Annotated in this window: 19 protein-coding genes; 11 read left to right on the plus strand and 8 right to left on the minus strand. The window is 64.8% G+C overall.

The window, feature by feature from the left end; genetic code table 11:
• The first annotated feature begins 46 nt into the window (after positions 1-46).
• Positions 47-1,945, plus strand: coding sequence for a Stk1 family PASTA domain-containing Ser/Thr kinase (gene pknB, locus BLU88_RS02425; protein ID WP_092009700.1), 1,899 nt, complete (start codon positions 47-49; stop codon positions 1,943-1,945).
• Positions 1,946-2,059: 114 nt separating this feature from the next.
• Here pknB and BLU88_RS02430 read toward each other — a convergent pair whose 3' ends face one another.
• The 4 genes from BLU88_RS02430 to BLU88_RS02445 form a co-directional block, all read right to left on the minus strand.
• Positions 2,060-2,572 carry a GyrI-like domain-containing protein gene (locus tag BLU88_RS02430; protein ID WP_092009703.1) on the minus strand — a complete coding sequence of 171 codons (513 nt, stop codon included), beginning with the start codon at positions 2,570-2,572 and terminating at the stop codon, positions 2,060-2,062.
• Positions 2,573-2,730: 158 nt separating this feature from the next.
• Positions 2,731-3,375: an anthranilate synthase component II gene (locus BLU88_RS02435; RefSeq protein ID WP_092009705.1), complete on the minus strand. Its 645-nt coding sequence runs from the start codon at positions 3,373-3,375 to the stop codon at positions 2,731-2,733.
• Positions 3,372-3,542, minus strand: coding sequence for a hypothetical protein (locus BLU88_RS18270; RefSeq protein ID WP_092009707.1), 171 nt, complete (start codon positions 3,540-3,542; stop codon positions 3,372-3,374). The genes BLU88_RS02435 and BLU88_RS18270 overlap by 4 nt, the downstream gene beginning before the upstream one ends.
• A 1-nt stretch (position 3,543) precedes the next feature.
• Entirely contained in the window at positions 3,544-4,587 is a 1,044-nt protein-coding gene (locus tag BLU88_RS02445) for a class E sortase (RefSeq protein WP_092017071.1), read from the minus strand.
• Positions 4,588-4,982: 395 nt separating this feature from the next.
• Between BLU88_RS02445 and BLU88_RS02450 the strand changes: the two genes are divergently transcribed.
• Positions 4,983-5,702, plus strand: a complete 720-nt coding sequence (locus BLU88_RS02450) for a cell division protein CrgA (protein WP_092009709.1) — start codon at positions 4,983-4,985, stop codon at positions 5,700-5,702.
• A gap of 346 nt (positions 5,703-6,048) precedes the next feature.
• Here BLU88_RS02450 and BLU88_RS02455 read toward each other — a convergent pair whose 3' ends face one another.
• Both BLU88_RS02455 and BLU88_RS02460 read right to left on the minus strand, forming a co-directional pair.
• The gene (locus tag BLU88_RS02455; RefSeq protein WP_092009711.1) at positions 6,049-6,744 is read right to left on the minus strand and encodes a rhomboid family intramembrane serine protease; all 696 of its coding nucleotides are present in this window, start codon (positions 6,742-6,744) and stop codon (positions 6,049-6,051) included.
• 36 nt (positions 6,745-6,780) lie between these two features.
• Complete coding sequence (locus tag BLU88_RS02460; protein WP_092009713.1) at positions 6,781-7,323, minus strand: peptidylprolyl isomerase; 543 nt, start codon at positions 7,321-7,323, stop codon at positions 6,781-6,783.
• Between the two features lie 176 nt (positions 7,324-7,499).
• On the opposite strand from BLU88_RS02460, the gene BLU88_RS02465 reads away from it, so the two are divergent.
• The 3 genes from BLU88_RS02465 to BLU88_RS02475 all read left to right on the plus strand — a co-directional run bounded on the left by BLU88_RS02465 (position 7,500) and on the right by BLU88_RS02475 (position 9,875).
• Entirely contained in the window at positions 7,500-8,240 is a 741-nt protein-coding gene (locus BLU88_RS02465; protein ID WP_092009715.1) for a hypothetical protein, read from the plus strand.
• A 190-nt stretch (positions 8,241-8,430) separates the two neighbouring features.
• Complete coding sequence (locus BLU88_RS02470) at positions 8,431-9,000, plus strand: helix-turn-helix domain-containing protein (protein ID WP_092009028.1); 570 nt, start codon at positions 8,431-8,433, stop codon at positions 8,998-9,000.
• An 8-nt stretch (positions 9,001-9,008) separates the two neighbouring features.
• Entirely contained in the window at positions 9,009-9,875 is an 867-nt protein-coding gene (locus BLU88_RS02475; RefSeq protein WP_231939705.1) for an IS3 family transposase, read from the plus strand.
• A gap of 70 nt (positions 9,876-9,945) precedes the next feature.
• Here BLU88_RS02475 and BLU88_RS02480 read toward each other — a convergent pair whose 3' ends face one another.
• Positions 9,946-11,196, minus strand: a complete 1,251-nt coding sequence (locus BLU88_RS02480) for an MFS transporter (protein ID WP_092009717.1) — start codon at positions 11,194-11,196, stop codon at positions 9,946-9,948.
• A gap of 29 nt (positions 11,197-11,225) precedes the next feature.
• Positions 11,226-12,965, minus strand: coding sequence for an arginine--tRNA ligase (gene argS, locus BLU88_RS02485; RefSeq protein ID WP_092009719.1), 1,740 nt, complete (start codon positions 12,963-12,965; stop codon positions 11,226-11,228).
• A gap of 87 nt (positions 12,966-13,052) precedes the next feature.
• On the opposite strand from argS, the gene BLU88_RS02490 reads away from it, so the two are divergent.
• From BLU88_RS02490 to BLU88_RS02515, 6 genes are all read left to right on the plus strand, one after another.
• Positions 13,053-16,385 (plus strand): S41 family peptidase, encoded by a 3,333-nt coding sequence (locus tag BLU88_RS02490; protein ID WP_231939542.1) that lies wholly within the window; start codon positions 13,053-13,055, stop codon positions 16,383-16,385.
• A 412-nt stretch (positions 16,386-16,797) separates the two neighbouring features.
• A complete protein-coding gene (locus tag BLU88_RS02495; RefSeq protein ID WP_092009723.1) occupies positions 16,798-17,631 on the plus strand; it encodes an enoyl-CoA hydratase-related protein in 834 nt (277 codons plus the stop codon).
• A gap of 62 nt (positions 17,632-17,693) precedes the next feature.
• Positions 17,694-18,839: an acyl-CoA dehydrogenase family protein gene (locus BLU88_RS02500; protein WP_092009725.1), complete on the plus strand. Its 1,146-nt coding sequence runs from the start codon at positions 17,694-17,696 to the stop codon at positions 18,837-18,839.
• A 72-nt stretch (positions 18,840-18,911) separates the two neighbouring features.
• Positions 18,912-19,676 carry an SDR family NAD(P)-dependent oxidoreductase gene (locus tag BLU88_RS02505; RefSeq protein ID WP_092009727.1) on the plus strand — a complete coding sequence of 255 codons (765 nt, stop codon included), beginning with the start codon at positions 18,912-18,914 and terminating at the stop codon, positions 19,674-19,676.
• A gap of 86 nt (positions 19,677-19,762) precedes the next feature.
• On the plus strand, positions 19,763-21,457 hold the full coding sequence (locus BLU88_RS02510; protein WP_092009729.1) for an AMP-binding protein: 1,695 nt from the start codon (positions 19,763-19,765) through the stop codon (positions 21,455-21,457).
• A complete protein-coding gene (locus tag BLU88_RS02515) occupies positions 21,447-22,082 on the plus strand; it encodes a TetR/AcrR family transcriptional regulator (RefSeq protein WP_092009731.1) in 636 nt (211 codons plus the stop codon). Before BLU88_RS02510 ends, BLU88_RS02515 begins: the two co-directional genes overlap by 11 nt.
• Positions 22,083-22,143 lie beyond the last annotated feature (61 nt).

The following is a 22,143-nucleotide window of genomic DNA, read 5'->3' on the forward strand; positions in this document are numbered from 1 at the left end:
GGTGAGAATGAACCCACAGACCGGGTGAGACAAGCGGAGGACATACATGAGTGAACCCAAGGTGCTGTCGGGGCGTTACGAAGTTCGTGCGCTCCTCGGCCGTGGGGGCATGGCAGAGGTGCATGAGGGCGTCGACAACCGTCTCGGACGTCGCGTAGCCATCAAGCTTCTGCGCTCCGATCTTGCCCGCGATCCTTCGTTCCACACCAGGCTCAAACGCGAGGCCCAGTCCGCGGCAGGTCTCAATCATCCCGGAATCGTCTCCGTCTACGATTCGGGCGAAGAGGAGTTCGTCGAATCCGGCGGCTCGTCCGTGTCCGTGCCGTTCATCGTCATGGAATACGTCGAAGGTCAGACGCTGCGCGAGGTCCTCAACGAGCACGGCACACTCACCGTCGACGAAGCCCTCAACGTCATCGCCGGGGTCCTCGCTCCGCTCGAGTACTCCCACCGCAACGGCATCGTCCACCGCGACATCAAGCCTGCGAACGTCATGCTCACCCCCGAGGGCGACATCAAGGTCATGGACTTCGGGATCGCCCGAGCGCTGAAGGACAATTCGGGACTGACCCAGACCCAGTCGGTGGTCGGCACCGCCCAGTACCTCTCCCCCGAACAGGCCCGGGGCGAAGTCGTCGACGCCCGCTCTGACCTGTACTCGACCGCCTGCCTGCTCTACGAGCTGCTGGCCGGTCGTCCCCCGTTCGTCGGCGACTCCCAGCTGGCCGTGGCCTACCAACACGTCGGAGAGACCCCGCAGCCGCCGAGTTTCTACAACCAGAACATCCCACCGGCCGTCGATCGGCTCCTCCTCCACGCTCTTCTAAAGGATCGCGACGCCCGCTACCAGGACGCCTACACCTTCCGTGAGGACGTCCTCGCCGCCCGCGACGGCCGTCCCATGAGCTTTGAGGACGACGTCGAGGCCACGCAGGCGTATCCGATGATGGCGCCGCCCATGACCGCTCCGATGGCCCATGCCTCCGAGGCCGAGGCGGCTCCGGAGACCGGGCCCGTCTCGACGATCATGACCAACCAGGAGGAGCGGCCGCCGCAGAAGCGCTCACGCGCCTGGGTGTGGATCGGCAGCATCTTCGTCCTCCTCGCCCTGGCCGCCGTGGCCCTGTGGGTATATGAGATCAACAAGCCCGAGCCGATCGTCCAGGTCGAGGTCACGGATGTGGCGAACATGGACGCCGATGAAGCCGAGGCCGCGCTCATCCAACAGGGCCTGCGGGTCGACCGCGACGAGAAGTACAGTGCCGAAGTCGATGAGGGCAAGGCGATCGAGACGGATCCTCCCGGCGGTCAGCGAGTGGAGAAGGACAGCGTGGTCAAGCTGGTCATCTCGTCGGGCCCCGAGTCCGTAAAGGTCCCCGATGTCTCCGGCAAGACCGAAGAAGAGGCGCGGCAGATCATCAACGACGCGAAGCTGCAGGCCGGCACCCATATCTCCCAGAATTCTCCGGATGTGGAGAAGGGCGTGGTCATCGAGACCAAGCCCGGCGACGGTCAGGAAGTCGACGTCGATTCGAATGTCGATCTCGTCGTGTCCTCGGGCATGGTCGAGGTCCCCGATGTCACCGGTCAGACCGCCGAGGAGGCCTGCCAGACCCTCGAGGGCGATGAGTACCAGCTCACGTGCAAGACCGAAGAGGTCGAGACCGCCGACCACGCCGACAAGAAGGTCTTCGAACAGTCCGCGACCGGCGGCAGCGAGGTCAAGCAGGGTTCGGAGATCACCGTGAAGGTGGCCAAGAAGCCGCCGGAGCCCTCGCCTTCGATTCCGTCAGTCCCAGGCGGCATCCCGACCGCCCCTGGCGACGACGGCGGAAACGACGACAAAGACAAGAAGGACAAGGGCAAAGACAACAAGGACAAGGACAAGGACTCAGTCGGCGGAGGACTCTTCGACAACTGGTCCGACGGCATCATCGGCAACTGAGGTCTTCGGTCCCTCGACGCACAGCGGTCGGGTCGGTCATCGACTGGCCCGGCCGCTTTCGTCTCCCGAAAAGATCTGCGTGCGTCTGTGACGCCGTCTCTCAGACGCCGTCCCTCAGTCCAAGGTGAGGAACAGATCAGTGCGCAGATCGGCGGGATCCGCCTCAGGGCTGGGCTCGGTGACATAGAGTTCGATGAACGGCAGTCCCGGACGATGCCCGGCCGCCACCGCGTCCTTGAGCAGCTGCGCCCAGGATTCCCCGAGCACGTCATATCCACCGAGGTGGCTGCGCACAGCCATGGATCCGCCGGGCAGCTCCGCGGGGATGACGATATGACCGCCGGCGATCGGCTGCGCATTCTTCAGCCCCGTCGAGGTGGGGATCCCCACCTGCAGATCCACCGTTTCGCTCGGCTGCCGCGTGTAGAGGGCGAATGCCGGACCGGCGGGTTCGATTCCCGCTTCGGAGAGGACGGGGAAGAGCCCGGAGAACGCGGAGTCGAAGAGTTCCGGCAGGTCTGACATGTGCATCTCGCGAGCCTCGACGACCGCTGCCGGAGTGGCAGGGACCTCGATGACGGTGAGTTCGGTGAACGGTTCTTCGCGCAGATAGGTCGGTTCTGACATCGTCGCTGTCTCCTGTTCCTCGGTCGCGCACGAAACTGTGTGCGTGCACGGATCCCGGCGCGGTTTCGGATCAACTGAGCACAGGGATCACTGTGCTCACGATCATAACGATCGGCCACCTCGGCGAGAACCCTGTAACCGGGGATCGGCGGGAATTCTCAGGCGATCGCGGTCGCCAACGGGGACATCCCCACAGCCGCCTGGGCGGCACCTTCGAGGCCGCACACCTCGAGCCAATTGCCGAGCATGAGGTATCCGCATTCGGTGAGCACGGATTCAGGGTGGAACTGGACACCGAACAGGGGCTTCTCGCGATGTTCGATAGCCATGACGATGCCGTCGTCGGTGCGGGCGGTGACGGTGAACTTCTCGAGGTCGAGGGTCTCGTCGACGATCGCCAGCGAATGGTAGCGGGTGACGGTCAGCGGGCTGGGACAGCCGAAGAAGATGCCTTCGCCGTCATGGGTGATGACCGAGGTCTTGCCGTGCATGAGCACGGGTGAGTGGGTCACCTCGGCGCCGAACACCTCGCCGAGGGCCTGATGGCCCAGGCAGACGCCGAACACGGGCATTCCCGAGGTCTCCGCCCAGGACAGCAGGGGCGGGCAGACGCCGGATTCGGCGGGTACGCCGGGCCCCGGGGACAGGAGCACGCCGTCGTAGGCGGCCACGGTCTCGGCGATCGCAGTGGCGGGGATGTCGTCGTTGCGGACGACGTCGACGTCCGCGCCGAGCTCACGCAGGTAGGACACGAGCGTGTAGACGAAGCTGTCGTAGTTGTCGATGACGAGGATTGAGGTCATTGCTGTCCGGTATCGGTGACGGTGGCGTTGTTGAAGGGCATGTAGGGGGCGATCACGGGGAAGACGTACTGCATGAGCAGCAGCACGACGGCCGCGATGAGGATGAGGGCGAGGATGAGTTTGACGACCCAGTTGCCCGGGAGGATCCGCCAGATGAATGCGTACATATCAGGCACCGCCGTTCTTGCTGACCTTGTCGTAGGCCTTCGAGTCCTTGATGCTGTCGGGCGCTCCGTCGCCGGCGGGCGTCCAGTCCGTGAATTCGGCGTAGGCGACGTAACGTTCCCGGGCAGAGAACATCGGGTTGCACGCCGTCATCGTCAGGATCCGGTCCTTGCCCTTAAAGTCGGGCTCATTGGGAACGGGTGAGAGCACTTCGACGGCATCAGGGAGGATGATGTCGAAGTTGCGGAAGGTGTAGGTGTAGAAGCCGTCCTTCGTCTGGACGATGATCTCGTCGCCCGGACGCAGGTTCGCGATCTGGTTGAACGGTTTGCCGTAGGTCACGCGGTGGCCGGCGACGGAGAAGTTCCCGACCTCGCCGGGCATCGCCGAGTTCGGGTAGCGGCCCACGCCCATCCGGTTGAGCACGGGTTCGAGGTCGACGCCCTCGGCGACGGTGCGGTAGTAGTCGTCCCCGAAGCGCGGAATGTAGAAGATGCCGAAGGCCTCGTTCTTGCCCACGGGTTCGGAGACCACAGGTTCGTCCGGATCGTCGGGCAGTTCGTTCGGATCCTGGTTCGCCCAGTCCTGAGTGAGTTCGTCCGCGAGCACTTCGTTGTCGCGGTTGGCCTGGATGTCCGTCCACCACAGCTGCCAGACGACGAAGAGGATGAGAACGAGACCGGCCGTGATGCACAGTTCACCGAAGGTGCGCACGGTCCCGCGGATCGGTCCGAGCGGTTCGCGCTCCACGCGCTGACGACGCCGCTGACGGCGGGTCGCGGGGCGACCCTGAGGCTGATCCTCGCCGAGGTGGCCGTGCGCGGCTTGTCCGTGTGTGGCCTGTCCGCCCTGCTGGGGCGCGGCCGCGTATCCAGCTCCGGCTGCGGCGGGAGCGTTCTGCGGGACCGCGGGCATAGCTTGAGTGGTCTCGCCGTACTGCTGGCCTTGTGCGGGCTGTTGGGGCTGTTGGTAGACGGGAGGGGCGTCGGAGTAGACGGCGGTCGGTTCGCCCTGGGCCGCGGCGGCTTCGGCTTCTCTGCGTCGCATCTCGCGTCGGCTGGGCAGCGGCTGATCGCCGGAACCGCCAGCGGAGTGACCGAGCTGATGGCCGCCGGAGTCAGCCGGAGCCTGCCGTCTCTGAGCAGGCCGGATAGTGGGTCGCGAGGGCGGATTCACGCCCGGTTCGTTACCCGAGGAGGAACTATTCACCACTTCTGCTCCGTGACTGTCACTGCATTGTCGGGGGGGCCGTCGAAGATGACAGGCGGGGACACCCCTATGCACTTTATCCTATGAGAATCAACGTTCGGGGCGCACTCTGGCCGCTTTCAGGGTAGTCGGAGTTTTTCACTGTGACCCCTGCCCCGAGTAGACTGGTCTGCGATCGTCCCCAACCATTCATTCGGCGACCCCAATGACGGTCGACCGACAAAGGAGTACTTGTGGCCAAGTCCAAAGGACGCCCCCAGCGCACTTCTCGCACTTCGTCGGCGGCCAAGGCCAAGCAGACCCAGTCCGCTGAAGCGGTCGAGGCGACCGAGGTCGAGGAACTCGAGACCGATTCGCTCGACACCGATGTCTCCGATGCTGCTGACACGGAAGTCGCCGAGGATGCGAACGAAGAATCGGATGCGACCGAAACTGCTGCGGACGATCTGAAGGACGATTCCGCAGACAAGGACGCAGAGGCCTCCGACAAGACTTCTGCGAAGGACTCAAAGAAGGACTCCGGGACGGCGGCTGCCGCGAAGAAGACCAAAGCATCGAAGGACGAGAGGGCCGACTCAACCGGGGATGAGAAGCCCACCAAGAAGTCCGGCTCGGCCAAGGATGCGAAGTCGTCGAAGACCTCGACTTCCAAGTCCACTGGTTCGAAGGGTGCTGCTGCCAAGCGCACGTCCCGTTCGGGCAATCCGGCCAAGCGGCCGCAGGGACGCAAGACCGCGAGCTATACCTCGACCTCGGGCCAGCAGACGATCAAGCCGAACCCGAGCTGGTTCCTGCCGGTCCTCATCGGGCTGCTGCTTGTCGGCCTCATCTGGCTCGTCACCTTCTACATCACCCAGGGCGCTTTCCCCGTCGAAGCGTGGGGCAACTGGAACATCCTCATCGGCTTCGCCTTCTTCGTGGCGGGTCTGATCATGTCCACACGCTGGCGGTAGCCGGTCCCGGCCGCAATCGCTTCGATTGTCTGGTCGATCCGCGGTGATTCTGAGCTCAGAATCACCGCGGATCGACCAGACAATCTGCATTCACGGGGACTCACATTCACCCCAACAGTCGCAGGCCGATCTCAACAATCCACAAGCACGAAGTTATACCCAAGCCGGGTGCGTCGCTTGTGGAAAACTTATTTTAGGCCTCTGACCAGTCTAAACACACAGGTGTAAGTTATCCACGTTGTGGATATAACTTGTGGACAAAGAATTTTCCACCGCAAAGTGCACACAAATCGGCTTTTGTCTGGTAAGAGCCTGACAGCGCCGAATTCAGTGATCTGGCCAGGTTTCAGAGACCGAGGTCGGCCATCTTCCACGCTCCGCCGGCGGCCATGAGCACTACCAGTCCGACCGAGGTCAGCGTGAACACCAGCGTCCGTGACCGCTGTGGTCCCAGCAGCCCCGCACACCCGAGCACGAAACCGGTGATCAGACCGCCGAGGTGGGACTCCCAAGACACTCCCGCCACGAGGAACCCGTAGCCGAAGTTGAGCGCAACGAACACGAGGACCCCGGTGATGTTCCGATCGAGGCGGCGGGTAGGGGCCAGGAGGACGCCGACGATAGCGAACACCGCGCCCGAAGCTCCGATGTGGTTCGTCACCCAATCGACGTCGAAGGGATCGGCCAGCAGAAGCACCATGGCTGAACCACCGGCGGTCCCGATGACGTAGACGGCCAGGAACTTCCAGTGCCCCAAGGCTCGCTCCACGAAGGATCCGAAGAAGAACAGCCCGATCATGTTCGCCAGCAGGTGGAACGGTGAGGGCTCCTCGTGGACGAGGGCGACCGAAAGCACCCGCCACGGCTGTTCGAGCGAGAGTGCGGGAACGAAGCTCAGCCTTCGCAGCAGGTCAAGGCCGGGGATGAGCTCCGCGAGGAAGGCCACGATGGTGACGATGAGGAGCGTACGGGTGATCAGCGGCGGGGATGCAGAGAGGGCCCGGCCGGTTTCCCGTGCCGAGCCCTCCTCAGGTGTGTCCATCACACCATGGTACTCAGTCCTTCTGCGGACGGTGACTCACTTCGCGGTGATGTCGACCTTCTCGATGACGACCGGCTCGACCGGCTTGTCCATCGCAGCGGTGCGCACACCTTCGATCTCGTCGACGACGCGCTGCGAGGCTTCGTCGGCGACCTCACCGAAGATGGTGTGCTTGCCGTTGAGCCACGGGGTCTCGGCGGTGGTGATGAAGAACTGCGAGCCGTTGGTGCCGCGTCCCATCTGCTTGCCGGCATTCGCCATGGCCAGCAGGTACTTGCGGTCGAACTGCAGTTCGGGGTGGATCTCGTCGTCGAAGGTGTAGCCAGGTCCGCCGGTGCCGGTGCCCAGCGGGCAGCCGCCCTGGATCATGAAGTTCGAGATGATGCGGTGGAAGCCGAGTCCGTCGAAGAAGGGGCGCTTGGTCGGCTCGCCGGTCGAAGGATCGGTGAACTCACGCTCGCCCTGGGCCAGTTCGACGAAGTTGGCCACAGTCTTCGGAGCATGGTTGCCGAAGAGGTTGATGGTGATGTCACCGTGGTTCGTGTGCAGGACTGCGGTATGCGTTGAGGCTGTAGTCATGACTTCATTCTTCCACGCCGAGGCGGCAAATGCAGTTTCGCACCAGGTCCATTGCCCAACCTGTCAGGCGATCCGCAGGCAATTCGATGACATCCGCTGTCCACAGGTTTGCGCCTAGGCCGTAGACTGGTCTGTGATCAGCTTGACCACCGACATCTAAGGATTGGGAACAGTTTATGTCGAAGAAGCCCACCCGAGATCAGCTCACTTCGAAGCTCGATTCCGCGAAGCAGACGTCACTCCGAGTCCTGGCAGATGCCAGCGAGAACGCAGCCCCGAAGCTGCGTGAGGCCGCCGACAAAGCTCGCCCGCAGGTCGAGGCGCTGGCAGGCAAGGCCGAAGAGTTCGCTGAGAAGGCACGTCCGCAGGTCGAAGCTCTGGCAGACAAGGCCAATGGCCAGGTCCACTCCTGGGCCGACAAGCTCGAGTCCTACCGTCCCGAAGCGACCGAACGCGCAGGCAAGTTCGCATCGAACGCCGCGTCTTCGTTGTCCGCGGCCGAGACCCCGAAGCTCATCGATGACCTGGCTGTCCGCCTCACCGGTGACAAGAAGGCCATGAAGAAGGCCCGCAAGGCTCTCGCCAATGCCGGCAAGCGCATCGAGAAGGACACCGCTCGCAAGTCCGGTGGCGGAAAGGCCGCACTCGTGTGGACCCTCGTCATCGGTTCGGCCGCCGGAATCGGCTACTACGTGTGGAAGAAGGCCCAGCCAGTCGAGGATCCCTGGTCGACCCCGCTGCCGAACAACCGTCCCGCCGACGCCCGTCCAGTCGGTTCGACCCCGGCTTCGCGCCAGGCGACTGCCACTGAGGTCTCGCAGACCGCTGTGCCCTCGACCAAGGCAGAGGCCACGGACGAGGTCCCGGCCCCGAAGCCGGCCGTCAAGCCTGCTGAGAGCTCCGACGCCAAGCACTGAGTCACTCAGGCGAATCATCGGATTCGCGTGACCGTCACCGAGGCGGCCCACCATCGTGGTGGGCCGCCTCGGTGTTTCTATGAGCGTTGAGCCCTTTTTGCTACCTGACGGCGGCCCAGCAACCTCGCGCTGGAGTGGTCCCCGAAAGTTGGACTGTGATCAACACAAACCAACTTGAAGGGACTACTCCATGCGCAAGGACTGTCTGATCACCAACGTCCAAGCCCGTGCCGCGATCGAACTGTTCGACCACGGCTACGGATACGCTGCGACAGCCACGAAGCTCGACGTCCACAAACCCACACTCAAACTCCTCCACGACCGGTGGTTAGTGCGTGGAACAATATCGGTCATGGAACCCCACCAGCCCCGGCGCATACCAGCAGAGCAGAAGATCGCGACCGCGAAGCGATACCTCGACGGTGAACACAAAGTCGAACTCGCCAAGGAACTCGGCCTGGCATCATCGCGACCGATCCTCGACTGGGTCAAGGAATACCGAGACAAGGGCGAGGACGCTTTCACCCCACGCAAAGCATCGGGGAAGGGCAAAACAGCTCGCATGCGCGCGATCGATCACGGGCAGGACCCGGATGCCGACCCGGCACCGTCGAAGCCGGATGTGATGGCGAAGAAGACTCGGGTCGAGGACATCAGCCTGGCCGAGTACCGGCAGTTACAAGACCGGCTGCTGCGGGCGGAAGCGGAGAACGCGTACTTAAAAAAACTGAAGGCCTTGAGGCAGAACGGGCAGCTGTAAAAGCACGCATTGTTGCCAGTCTCAAGGCGGACTACCCACTGTCACTGCTGCTGAGCATTGCGGGGTTGGCGCGGTCGACGTTTTTCTATCACCAGAAACGCTTCGGTCAGAGACCTGACCCGTATGTGCAGGTGAGGGCCCGGATCCGGGAGATCTTCACCGACAGCAACGAACGCTACGGGCACCGCAAGATTATGACTGTCTTGGTCAAAGAGGGCCTGTCGATTGCGAAGAAGACCGTGCTGCGGTTGATGCAGGACATGGGGATCAAGACCAAGGTGCGCCGGAAGCGGTACAACTCCCACCGCGGCACGGTCGGCCGTGTGGCTGGCAATGTCCTCAACCGGGACTTCACTGCTGAGGAACCGAATGAGAAATGGGTCTCTGACGTCACGGAATTCGCTGTGGCGGATCAGAAACTGTATCTGTCACCGGTCATTGATCTCTTCGATACCAGTGTGGTGTCGTACTCGATGTCGACGTCACCGAACACGGCGTTGACGAACGAGTCACTGATCAGGGCATGCCAGGGGCTTCGGCCGGGTCAGGCACCGTTGGTGCACACGGACCAGGGGTTTCAGTACCAGCACGTGTCGTGGGCGGCGATCTTGGCCGAGTATGGTGCACGCCCGTCGATGTCGCGGAAGGGAAATTGTTGGGATAACGCGGTCGCGGAGAACTTCTTCGGGCAATTGAAGTCTGAAATGTTCTATCTGCAGAAGTTCGACACTGTCGAGGACCTCAAGACCGCGATCGATGAGTACATTCACTGGTATAACTTTGAGAGGATCTCGACACGACTTGGCGGTCTTGCTCCGATGGAGTATCGGACCAAGACCGCCAATGCCACAGAGGCCGTAACCGCTCTATGCTGACCCCACAGCAGTCCAACTATTGGGGACCACTCCACGCCAGGTTGCTGGGCCGCCGTCAGGTAGCAAGAGCCTAGTCGGGGTCGAGGATCTCACGTCCGCCGCGCGGGAGGCCTCCTGCTCGGCGAGCAGCTAACAGCCCGGTGATCGTGAACGCGAGCGTGGCGGCGAGGATGAGCAGCAGCGGTGCCGTCCACCCTCCGGTGGCCGTGTTGAGCCAACCGGCGAACGGCGGGGCCAAGGTCGCTGCGAGGTAGCCGCCGAACTGCACACGCGCCGATGCCGACGCGGTCTGCGCATCGCTTCCGGCGGTGCGGGCGATGATCGAGAAGATCGCCGTGAACCCACCACCTTGGGCGATGCCGCCGGTGGACGCCCACAGACAGTAGGCGCCGGGAGCCATAAGCAGGCCCACGGGCAGGGACAGCCAGAGCACGGCGACGATCGCCACGGGCACCCACGGCTTCGTCTTCACGGCCAGCAGCGGCACTCCGAAGGCACCGAGGATCGCAGCGATCTGGAACAGGGACGCCGTGCTTCCGGCGGCGGTCGGGGCGAGCCCGATCGTGTCCCCGAGGTAGCTCGGCAGCCAGGTCGTCGTCACGTAGTAGGCCGTCGACTGCCCGGAGAACGTGATGATGAGCAGAGCGATGATCCACCGGAAGGAAGCGGGAGCCTCGGCCCACGACTGCTTCGCGGCGGGGGCGGTCGCCTCGACGGTGGAAGGATCATCGGCGGATTCGGCTGCGGCGGCGCGGGCGGCCTCCCCGTCGCGGCGCACGCGCACGCGAATGAGCACCATCCAGAATCCGAGGCCCGCGAAGGCGAGTCCTCCCCATGCGGCCAGGGCCCAGCGCCAGCCGAAGGCCTCGGCCAACGGACCGGTGCCGATGAGGGTGGCCATCGACCCGACGTTCATCATCGCCGAGTACAGGCCGGTGACCATCGACACCTGTTCCCACGGCACCTCGCGGCGGATGAGGACGGGGACGACGATATTGCCCAAGGTGATTGCCAGGCCGATGATGCCGGTGCCCACGAGCACGAGCCAGGACGGGCCGACCGACCGCAGAACGGTGCCCAGCAGCACACCGGACAAACAAGCGAGAACCGTGGCTTCGGCGCCGAGGCGGGTGATGAACTTCCCCGCCACCGGCGTGGCCAGGGCAAACAGCAGAACCGGAAGGCCGGTGAGCAGACCGAGTCCGGCCGCGCTGAATCCCGTGCCCTCCTGGATGTCAGGCAGGATCGCGGTCGGCGCAATGATCGGGGTGCGCAGGTTGAGGGCGAGGATGACGATGCCCAGAATGATCCAGGGCAGCATCCTCTTCGCGGGTGGCCGCTGAGGCGAGCTCACATCCGCTCGGGAACGCGGATGCCGAGCACCCCGAGACCGGCCTGGAGGACCTCGAGCACGATCGCCGAGAGCCGCAGACGGGAGTCGCGCAGCTCAGGAGTCTCGGCGATGAGCACCGGGCACTGCTCATAGAACGAGGTGAACGCCTGGGCAAGATCGAACAGGTAGGTGCACAGACGGTGCGGCGTCGACCCGGCAGCCACCTCGGTGACCACATCGGCGAAACCGAGGAGGTTGAGCGCGAGCTCACGTTCGGCCGTCTCCCCGAGGCTGATCGCAGCGTTGGCGACCTGGGAAGCGTTGACGCCTTCGGCTTCGGCCTTGCGGCCGATGGAGCGGATGCGGGCACCGGCGTACTGGAGGTAAGGGGCGGTGTTGCCGATGGGCGCGAGCATCCGGTCGAGGTCAAAGGTGTAGGAGGTGTCGTGGGCGACGGACAGATCGGCGTACTTCACCGCACCGATGCCGACGATGCGGGCGACCTCGTCGGCCTCCGCAGGCTCGAAGTCCACGCTCGACTCGGCCAGTGTCGTCTTCGCCCGGGCCACGGCCTCTTCGAGGAGTTCGGCCAGGCGCAGCGGGGCACCTGAGCGGGTGCGCAGGATCTTGCCGTCGGAGCCGAGCACATTGCCGATCTTCACGTGTTCGGGGCTGAAGGTCTCCGGCAGCCAGCCGGCCTCACGTGCGACGGTGAAGACCATGTCGAAGTGCATGGCCTGCGGGGTGCCGACGACGTAGAGAGCCCTGTTCACGCCGAGGTTGACGGCCCGGTTGCGCACGGCGGCGAGATCCGTCGTGGCGTAGCCGTAACCGCCGTCGGATTTGCGGATGATGAGCGGCAGGGGTTCGCCCTCACGGCCGGTGAAGCCTTCGGGGAACACGCACAGCGCACCGTCGGAGATCGTCGCCAGGCCCTTGGCCTCGAGCTCGTCGCAGACCTCGGCCAGCACGTCGTTGTAGGTGGACTCTCCGGCGAGATCGGCGTCGGTGAGGGTGACGTCGAGGAGCGAGTAGATGCGGTTGAAGTACTCGCGGGAGTAGCCGACGAGCGTCGTCCACAGTCCCAGAGTGTCCTCGTCGCCGCCCTGGAGCTTGACGACACGGGCGCGGGAGCGGGTGGCGAAGGCCTCATCGGAGTCGAACTTCGCGCGGGCCGCCTGGTAGAAGGCGTTCGGGTTCTCGGACACTTCGGAGGCCTCGTCGGAGTCGACGCCGACGTCGAGGAGGTGCTCGATGAGCATGCCGAACGGCGTTCCCCAGTCGCCGATGTGGTTCTGGCGGATGACCGTGTTGCCGAGGAATTCGTGGGTACGGGCCAGGGCGTCACCGACGACGGTGGTGCGCAGGTGGCCGACGTGCATCTCCTTGGCCACGTTCGGGGCCGAATAGTCGATGGCGATGGTCTGCGGATCCGTGTTCTCCGGTGCGGCGGCGACTCCGCCTGCGGTCAGAGTGGAGGCGAGGAATTCGGGAGTGAAAGTGAGGTTGATGAACCCTGGGCCGGAGATCTCCGGGGTCTCGCAGACGCCGGCGAGGTCGAGGTTGTCGACGATCTGTGCGGCGATATCGCGCGGCTTCGACTTCAGTTCCTTGGCCAGAGGCAGGGCCACATTGGCTTGGAAGTCTGCGAACTGGCTGCTGCGGATGACGGGATCGCGCCTGGCGAAGTCCTCACCGAAGGCTTGGGTGAGGGCGGCGGCGAAACGGTCCGTGAGCACAGAAGTCAGAGATGGCATGTGCCCATTCTATTGCCGGGTGCAAGTTGCCTGGGCATCGGTTCCGGCCCGCGGCCGCCGCACAGTCGAGCTTGTAATGTGGGTCACGTGACTTATCTTCGCTATCCCCATATCCAGTCCGATCTCATCACCTTCACCGCCCACGACGATGTCTGGCTGGTTCCGTCCTCCGGTGGCCGCGCCTGGCGGCTGACCTCCGATCATGTGCCCGTCCGGTCTCCGAGGATCTCACCCGACGGAGCGCATGTCGCGTTCGTGTCCTTCCGCACCGGCCAGCCGGAGCTCATGGTCGCCGAGGTGGCCACCGGGTCCCTGCGCCAGCTCACCTGGTTGGGGTCGAGTGCGATGACGATGCTCGGGTGGGCCGATCCGACCCATGTCCTCGTCGGCGCGAATGCCGGGGAGTTCGAGGTCCGCAACCATGTCGTGAAGTCCGTGAGTCTCGACGGTGAGGTCGATCGACTGTCGTTCGGTCGTGCTTCGGGTCTGGCCCGGCACCATACGGGAGTGACCGCTCTGTCGACGCCGTTCTCCCGTCCGCCCGCGCACTGGAAGCGCTACCGGGGAGGCACCGCGCCGAGGCTGTGGCTCGATCGGGTCGGCAACGCGAATGTTTCCGGCATCGGCGATGGGTCCGGCGCCCGGTGGCAGCGCCTGCTGCGGGAGGACCAGGCCTCGCTGACGGATCCGCTGTGGGTCGGCGATTCCCTCGTCTTCACCTCCGACCGGGCCGCGACCTTCCCCCACCATGCCGACGAGCAGGCGAACCTGTGGATCATCGACGGCCTGGCCACTTCGGCGAATGGGGATGTCGCGGTCGAACCGCGCCAGCTCACTCATCAGACCGAGGCCGAGGGCTATGTCCGTGACGCCACGACCGACGGCACCCGCATCGTCTGGCACTCCCGCGGGCAGATCAGGATCCTCGACAGCCTCGATGCGGCCGTCCGCACCCTCGCAGTCACCCTGCCTGGCACTCAGGTGCAGCCGCTGAGCCTCGATCCGAAGACCGGACTCAACCACATCAGCCCTGACAGGCAGGGAAACGCCTCGGTCGTGGAATGGCGCGGCAAGACCTTCTGGATCGCCCACCGCGAAGGCCCGGTCCGAGCGCTGTGCGCGGATTCGTCGATCCGCACCCGCGAACCCCTCATCCTCGGGGACACCGGTCTGGCCGCGTTCATCACCGATGTCGAAGGGGAGGACGCGATCGAGGTCATGTCCGTGACCGGGGACAAGCCGCCTCGGCGAATCGGAGCCGGAGCCCTGGGACGGGTCCTCGACCTGCAGGCGGATCCGGCGGGGAAGATGCTCGCCACGATCTCCCACGACGGATCGATTCGGACCGTCGAGGTGGGCAACGGCCGCACACGCCTGGTGGGGCATTCGGGTCACGGCGAGGCGCGGGACCCGCGGTTCTCACCCGATGGGAAGTACCTCGTGTGGTCGCAGCCGACGCAGGGTGAGGAGCTGCTCGCGCAGCTGATGATCGCCGAAGTGAAGTCGGAGCGACAGGCCCAGCCGCTGACGACGGGCAAGTTCAACGACTTCTCGCCGACATTCACCCGCGACGGGAAGTTCGTCGCATTCCTCTCCGATCGCACCTTCGACCCCTCGTACAACCAGCATTCCTTCGATCTGTCGTTCAACGGCGTCACCCGACCGTGGCTGCTGCCCTTGGCCGCCGATGAGCCCGCACCATTCGGGCCGAGCGCCGGCGGGTGGGCGATCGCTGACATCACCGAGGATGCGAAGTCCGATCGTGGTCGCGGAGACAAGCCCGCCGCAACCGTCGAGGTCGAACTCGAGGGCGCGGAGGAACGCATCGTGCCGTTCCCCGTCGCCTCGGGGGTCTTCCGGGACCTCGAATCCGCCGAAGGCGGCCTCGTCTGGATGCGCACCGGCGATGTCGAGGCCGGTGAGCTCGGCACTCAGCGAGCAGGAGATACCGGTGACAAACCCGCCGAGGTGATCCAGTTCTTCGACTTCGCCAAGCGGAAGGTCACCACCATCGTCGACAAGGCCGACGAGTATGCGATCTCCGGCGACGGCAAGCTGCTCGTCGTGACCAGCGACGAAGCGATCAGCGTGGTCCCGGCGAACCGGAAGGTCGAGGCCGACGATGATGAGTTCGTCTCCGTCGACGTCACGCGTCTGCGGTTCGAGCTCGACCGTCGGGCCGAGTGGCTGCAGATGTTCGAGGAGAACTCGCGGATCATGCGCGACCACTATTGGCGCGAGGACATGAACGGGGTGGATTGGGAGTCGGTCACGCTGCGTTGGCGTGCCGTGGCCGCGAAGGCGCTGACCCATGACGACCTCGTCGACGTGCTGTGGGAGACCGTGGGCGAACTCAACACTTCGCACGCCTATGTCAGCCCGCCGGCGGGGCTCGGCGATGGGGCGAGGAAGCTCGGCTTCCTCGGCGTGGATCTGGCCAAGACACCGGAGGGATGGACGATTGAGCGCATCCTCCCAGGTGAGAGCAGTGAACCTGATGCCAGGTCACCGCTGAGGCAGGCCGGTGTCGGGGCGAAGGCCGGCGATGTCATCCTCGCCGTCAACGGTCAGCCCGTCGACGAGGCGGCCGGTCCCGCCGCTCATCTGCAGGGGGCCGCGGACACGATCGTCGAGCTCACTCTGCGCCGCGGCCGCAGGGACCGCACGGTCGCGGTCATTCCGCTGGCCAGCGAGGAGAAGCTGCGCTATCAGGACTGGGTGCGCTCCCGCCGCGAGTATGTGGCCGAGAAGTCCGGCGGCCGCATCGGCTATGTGCATGTTCCGGACATGACCTCCTACGGGTGGGCGCAGCTGCACCGGGATCTGCGGCAGGCCATGGACTGCGAGGGTGTCATCGCCGATGTGCGGTTCAACCGCGGCGGGCACACGAGTGCGCTCGTGGCCGAACGCTTCGCCGATACGGTCGTGGCGTGGAATCAGGCCCGCAGCTATGACGAGATGGGTCGTGACCCGGAGGATGCTCCGCGGGGGCCCGTGGTCTTCGTGGCCAATGAGTTCTCCGGCTCCGATGGTGACATCATCAACGCGCGTGTGCAGGCCAAGGGCATCGGCCCGGTCGTCGGTGTGCGCACGTGGGGAGGAGTCGTCGGCATCGACGGTCGCTACGACCTCGTCGACGGCACCGGGGTGACGCAGCCGCGCTATGCCTTCTGGATCGAAGGCAAGGGCTGGGGCGTGGAGAACTACGGCGTCGAACCCGATATCGAGGTCGAGCACGATCCCGGTCAGCTCTTCGCCGCTGACGATCCGCAGCTCGATCGCGCCATCGCCGAGGTATTCGCTGGCCTGGAGGCCCGTCCCGCCGCTCAGGCTCCGGAGTTCCCGCCCCCGCGCGTGCAGCCGCTGAAGAAGGACGGTGCTGGGGCGGCGGCACCAGGCGCCGAGCCCGACGAGGACTGACCCACGCCCCATCACCTGCCGGTAGGGTCTGGCCACGAGCGCACGCTATGCGACGTGAGGGTCCGCCCGAACCGGCCGCCTCGTGGGGAGTCACCGGGTTCTGATCCAGTCATCGGGACAAAACTCGATGGCTGGATCAGAACCCGATGAGGAACCGAACGAAACTCGATACGTGCGGGGCTCTACCGCTCGGTCGGGACCAGGGCCCACATGGCGAAGGCGAACAGCACGAAGCCCGAGATCACTCCGCTGACGACCGGGATGAAGGCCGGAGCCGCCGCAGCATCGCCCTCGCGGCGACCCTCCCAGCGAACTCACGTGAAATTTCCCTCCCAGGCACTCTTGACCTTGACCGTGAACTCATGTTCACTTGTTGTGAACCTAGATTCACTTTCCGTTCGAGGAGGCAAGGATGCCCACAGCCACACCCACGACTCAGCAGGCCACGACCACGGATTTCGACGACATCCTCTACGAGGTGGAAGAGACCTACGCCGTCATCACGATCAACCGGCCCGAGGCCTTCAACTCCTTCCGTTCGCAGACCGTCGACGAACTCATCGAAGCCTTCACGCTGGCATGGGGAGACAATCGCGTCCGCTCGATCATCCTCACCGGTTCCGGACAGAAGTCCTTCTGCGCCGGCGGCGACGTCAAGCAGAAGGCGGAGACCGGCGACTACGGACCCAGCCGCTACGGCATGTTCCGCATCTCCGAACTCCACAAGGTCATCCGGTCCGTGCCGAAACCCGTGATCTCCGCAGTCAACGGCGTCGCGATCGGCGGTGGAAACGTGCTCACCACCCTCTGCGACATCACGATCGCAGCCTCCCACGCACGCTTCGGCCAGGCAGGCCCCAAGGTCGGGTCCTTCGACGCCGGCTACGGCTCGGCCTTCCTCGCCCGCGTCATCGGCGAGAAGCGCGCCCGTGAGATGTGGTACTTCTGCGAACTCATCGACGCGCAGAAGGCCGAATCCTGGGGACTGGCCAACGAGGTCGTCGACGCCGATGAGCTCATGCCCCGCGCCAAGGAACGCGCGAGGGCCCTCGGGCTCAAGGCTCCGACCGCGCTGCGCTTCCTCAAGCAGTCGTTCAATGCCGATTCCGAGATGCAGACTGGCTTCACGAACCTCGCCATGAGCGCCCTCGACCTCTACGCGCACTCGCCGGAATCGCATGAAGGCGCGACCGCCTTCGCCGAGAAGCGCGACCCGGACTTCAGTCGCTTCGACGGCGCGTACTGACCACCGACGCGCCCCCGGCACACACCCCACCCGCACAGACCCTGCCAACACAGAGGATTCCCGTGGATACGACTCTCACCCCCGATACCCAGACCCTGCTCGACGCGGCGGCCGGATTCGAGGAGCGGCTCATCAGTGAGGCCAGCGACCGCGAAGCCGCCGGCCGCATCGGTCCCGACATCACCCGAGAGATGGGCCGCGCCGGTCTCATCGCCCCGGAACTGCCCACCCACCTCGGCGGGGTCGGCCTGACCAAGGTCACCGCGGGACTCATCACCGAGGCCATCGCCCGCGGAGACCTCACCGTCGCCTATATCCAGGTCGTTGGCTCCCTCATCGGACAGGTCATCGCCCGCAATGCCGGCGCCGAGGTGGCCGACCACTACTGCCGTCTCATCACAACAGGAGCCGAGACGGTGGCCATCGGTCTCTCCGAACCCGGGGCCGGTTCGGATGCCGGCAATCCCTCGACCACGGCCCGACGCGACGGCAACGACTGGATCGTCAACGGCACGAAGTCGATGTCGCTGGCCATGACCTCGACGGCCACAGTGATCTTTGCCCGCACCGACCCCGAGGCGGGACGTGGAAAGGGCATCTCGGCCTTCCTCGTCGACCTCGACGCCCCGGGAGTGACCCGGAATCCCATCATCGACATGGGTCAGGCGGCCGTTGCTCGCGGCAGCGTGGACTTCACCGATGTCCGCGTGCCCGCCGATCACCTCCTCGGCGAGATCGGCGGAGCATTCACCCAGGTCATGCAGGGATTCGACTTCTCCCGCGCACTCATCGGACTGCAGTGCACGGGGACCGCGACACGTGCGATCGAGGACGCCTGGGCGTACGTCAAGGGACGTGAGGCCTTCGACCAGCCGCTGTCGAAGTTCCAAGGGGTCTCATTCCCGCTCGCCGAAGCGGAGACGAAGATGGCGGCGGCGCGTCTGCTGTGCCTGGACACCTTGCGCCTCGGCGACGAAAGTCTCCCGCACACCTCGCAGGCGGCAATGTGCAAGTGGTGGGCCCCGCTCGAGGCCTACCACGCGGTCCACCAATGCCTGCTCCTGCACGGACAGAACGGCTACAAGAAAGATCGCGACGTCGAGAAGCGACTGCGCGACCTGCTCGGAATGCAGATCGGCGACGGCACCGCCCAGATCATGAAGCTCATCATCGCCCGCAGCTCCGCCGGACGGAAATTCGCCCCCTGACCAGGAACGACACAGGCGGACAGGCACGAACACACACCACAGCATCCGAAACACAATCGGAAGGACACCACCATGTCAGCACCCGCACAGACCGCACCCCTGACCGACCGCATCATCATCGTCACCGGAGCCGCCTCCGGAATCGGCAAGGGCATCGCGAACCGCCTCGCCGCCGACGGCGCCACCGTCGTCGTCGCCGACCTCGACGCACAGAAGGCCGCGGACACAGCCTCGGCGCTGGGAAATGATTCGATCGGACTCGCCGCCGACGTCACCGACCGTGCGGCCGTGGACGCCATGGTCGCCGAGGTGGTCGAACGCTTCGGACGCATCGACGTGCTCGTCAACAACGCCGGCTGGGACAAGGTCGAACCGTTCATGGAGTCGACCCCTATCACCTGGCAGCGGGTCATCGCGATCAACCTCCTCGGCACGCTCAACTGCACGCAGTCGGCGGCCGAGCACATGATCGCAGCCGGATCCGGCGCCGTCATCAGCATCGGCTCGGATGCCGGCAGGGTCGGGTCGAGCGGCGAAGCCGTGTACTCGGCGGCCAAGGGCGGGATCATCTCGTTCACGAAGACCTTCGCCCGCGAGGTCGCCCGGCACGGGATCTCCGCGAACTGCGTGTGCCCGGGACCGGCCGACACCCCGCTGTTCGCCGAGATCTCCGCAGACAACCCGAAGCTGCGCACCGCACTCGAGAAGTCGATCCCGATGCGCCGGCTCGCCCAGCCCGACGACCTCGCGAACGCCGTGGCATTCTTCGCCCGCCCCGATTCCGCCTATGTCACCGGCCAGACCCTGTCCGTCTCCGGCGGACTGACCATGGCCTGATCGACAGGACGACGAGCTCACTCGTCCCAACAACCACCGGCACCACCCGAGTCACAGGTACGACACCAGAGCAAAGGAGCCCTGTTATGCCCACACGATTCGAGACCACCCTGACCGACTCCCTCATCGAAGAATTCACCTCGTCCGGGGACTGGAAGAACCAGACCCTGCTCGACCACCTCGAGCACTGGAGCGCACAACGGCCCGACGCGGTCGTCACCCGCGATCCCTACGGAGCGCATACGTATGCCCAGCTCAGCTCGGATGTCGAGACCTGTGCCCGTGCGCTCGTCGACCTCGGGGTCGAACCCGGCCACGTGGTGGGCATCCAACTGCCGAACTGGTACGAATGGCTCGTCATCCACCTCGGCGCAATCAAGGCCGGCGCCGTGACCAACGGACTCATCCCGATCTATCGGGACCGTGAGATCGGGTACATGGCGAAGAAGTCTGAAGTCTCCGTCCTATTCGTTCCCAATCGCTTCCGGAAGTTCGACTATCCCGACATGGTCGATCGGCTGCAACCGAACCTGCCGGAGCTGCAGCACACGATCGTCCTCGACACCCCGGGCGAGGAAGCCTTCACCGGTCGGGACGGTTTCGAGAAGTGGGCCGATTTCCTCAACCGAGGAGAACGCGACTTAAGCTCGGACGGACCCCGGTCGGCCGCCTCAGCGATCGAATCCATCGATTGGGACGACCGTCGCCCGGACCCCAACGATGTCGGCCTCATCCTCTTCACCTCGGGCACGACGGGCAATCCCAAGGGAGTCATGCACACGCACAACAACGTGCTCGCGGCCTCGCTGCCATGGCCGGACCACCTGGGCCTGAACGAGGATTCGGTCATCCACATGGCCTCGACCTTCGGCCATCTCACCGGCTACATGTACGGAGTGTGCCTGCCCCTGCTCATCGGCGGCTCGGGCGTGTTCCAGGACGTGTGGAATGGTGAGGAGTTCGCCCGACTCGTCGCCGACCACGGGATCCAACACACATCGGGGGCGACTCCGTTCCTCCACGATCTGCTCGAGGTGGCGAAAACGACGCAGCACGATCTGTCCTCCCTCAAGCACTTCTGCTGCATGGGCGCCCCGATTCCGCGCGTAATGGTCGATGAGGCGCGCACTCTGCTGCCGGAACTCAACGTCTTCGGCGGCTGGGGGCAGACGGAATGCGGGCTGGTGACGATGACGGCACCGGGCGACTCGGAAGAGAAGGTCACGAGCACCGACGGGCGTGCCCTGGGCTCGATGAAAGTCCGCGTCATCGATCCTTTCGGCGAGCCCGTGGCTGCAGGAGTCGAAGGGAAAGTCCAGGTCACAGGGCCATTCATGTTCGTCGGCTACCTCGATGAACCGGAGCACACAGCAGACGCTTTCGCGGGTGTTTGGCTCGATACGGGAGACCTCGCCGAAATGGACTCCGAGGGCTTCATCAGGATCGCGGGGAGGTCGAAGGACATCATCATCCGCGGTGGTGAGAACATCCCCGTGGCCTATATCGAGAACGTCCTCTACGAACATCCCGCGGTCTCCCAGGTCGCCGTCGTCGCGGTGCCGCATCCGCGGCTGCAGGAGATCGCGTGCGCGGTCGTCACCCTCAACGAGGGCCACAGCCTGTCGATGGACGAACTGCGCGAGTTCTTCGACGCGAAGGGCGTGGCCAAGCAGTACTGGCCCGAGGCCCTGCAGTGTCTCGACGAGTTCCCTCGCACGCCGAGCGGTAAGATTCAGAAGTTCAAGCTCAGAGAGGAAGTCGCCACCGAGCATGTCAGCTGAATCCGAAGACCTCAACGCGATCGTCCGGGGAGCCCGCGCGGAATTCCGAGAGCGGCAGATCGTCGATGCCGCCGTGCGCCTGATGCAGGAGAAGGGCACCCACTCGGTGTCCATGCAGGCGATCGCGAAGTCCTGTGGGGTCAGTGTCGGACTGCTGTACAAGTACTTCTCCGACAAGGAGCAGATCGTGCTCGCCGCGATCACTCGCGTCCTCGAGGAGTTCCGACTGCGGGTGCCTTCCGCCATCGCCGAGGCGGGTGACCCCGTGGACGAGGTCATTGCCGCATTCTCCGAGTTCTGCCACGTCGTCGACGAACAGCGGCACGCGGTCGTGCTCACCTATCAGGTCTCCAGGGCACTGTCGAAGCAGGGGCTGAAATCGATCCAGGACCAGGAGCTCGAAACCCTGCAGCCTCTCGTCGACGTCGTCACCGCCGCCGTCGAGGCGGGCGATCTGCGCGATGTCGATGCGCAGACGCTGGGGCATGACCTCATGGCGACAGCCCACATGTGGGCTCTCAAGCACTGGTACTTCCAGCGGATCGGGCTCGACCTCGACACGTACATCGACCGGCAGGTGAGCACTCTCGTGCTGAGCAACCTCAGCGAGGGTGCCCGCCGCTAGTCAGCGCGGCTCCACTGCCGCTCAGGGGCCGCGCAGCGACCCGCACCCCGCTCTGGGTGCC

This window comes from Brevibacterium siliguriense (assembly GCF_900105315.1).
Lineage (GTDB): Bacteria > Actinomycetota > Actinomycetes > Actinomycetales > Brevibacteriaceae > Brevibacterium > Brevibacterium siliguriense.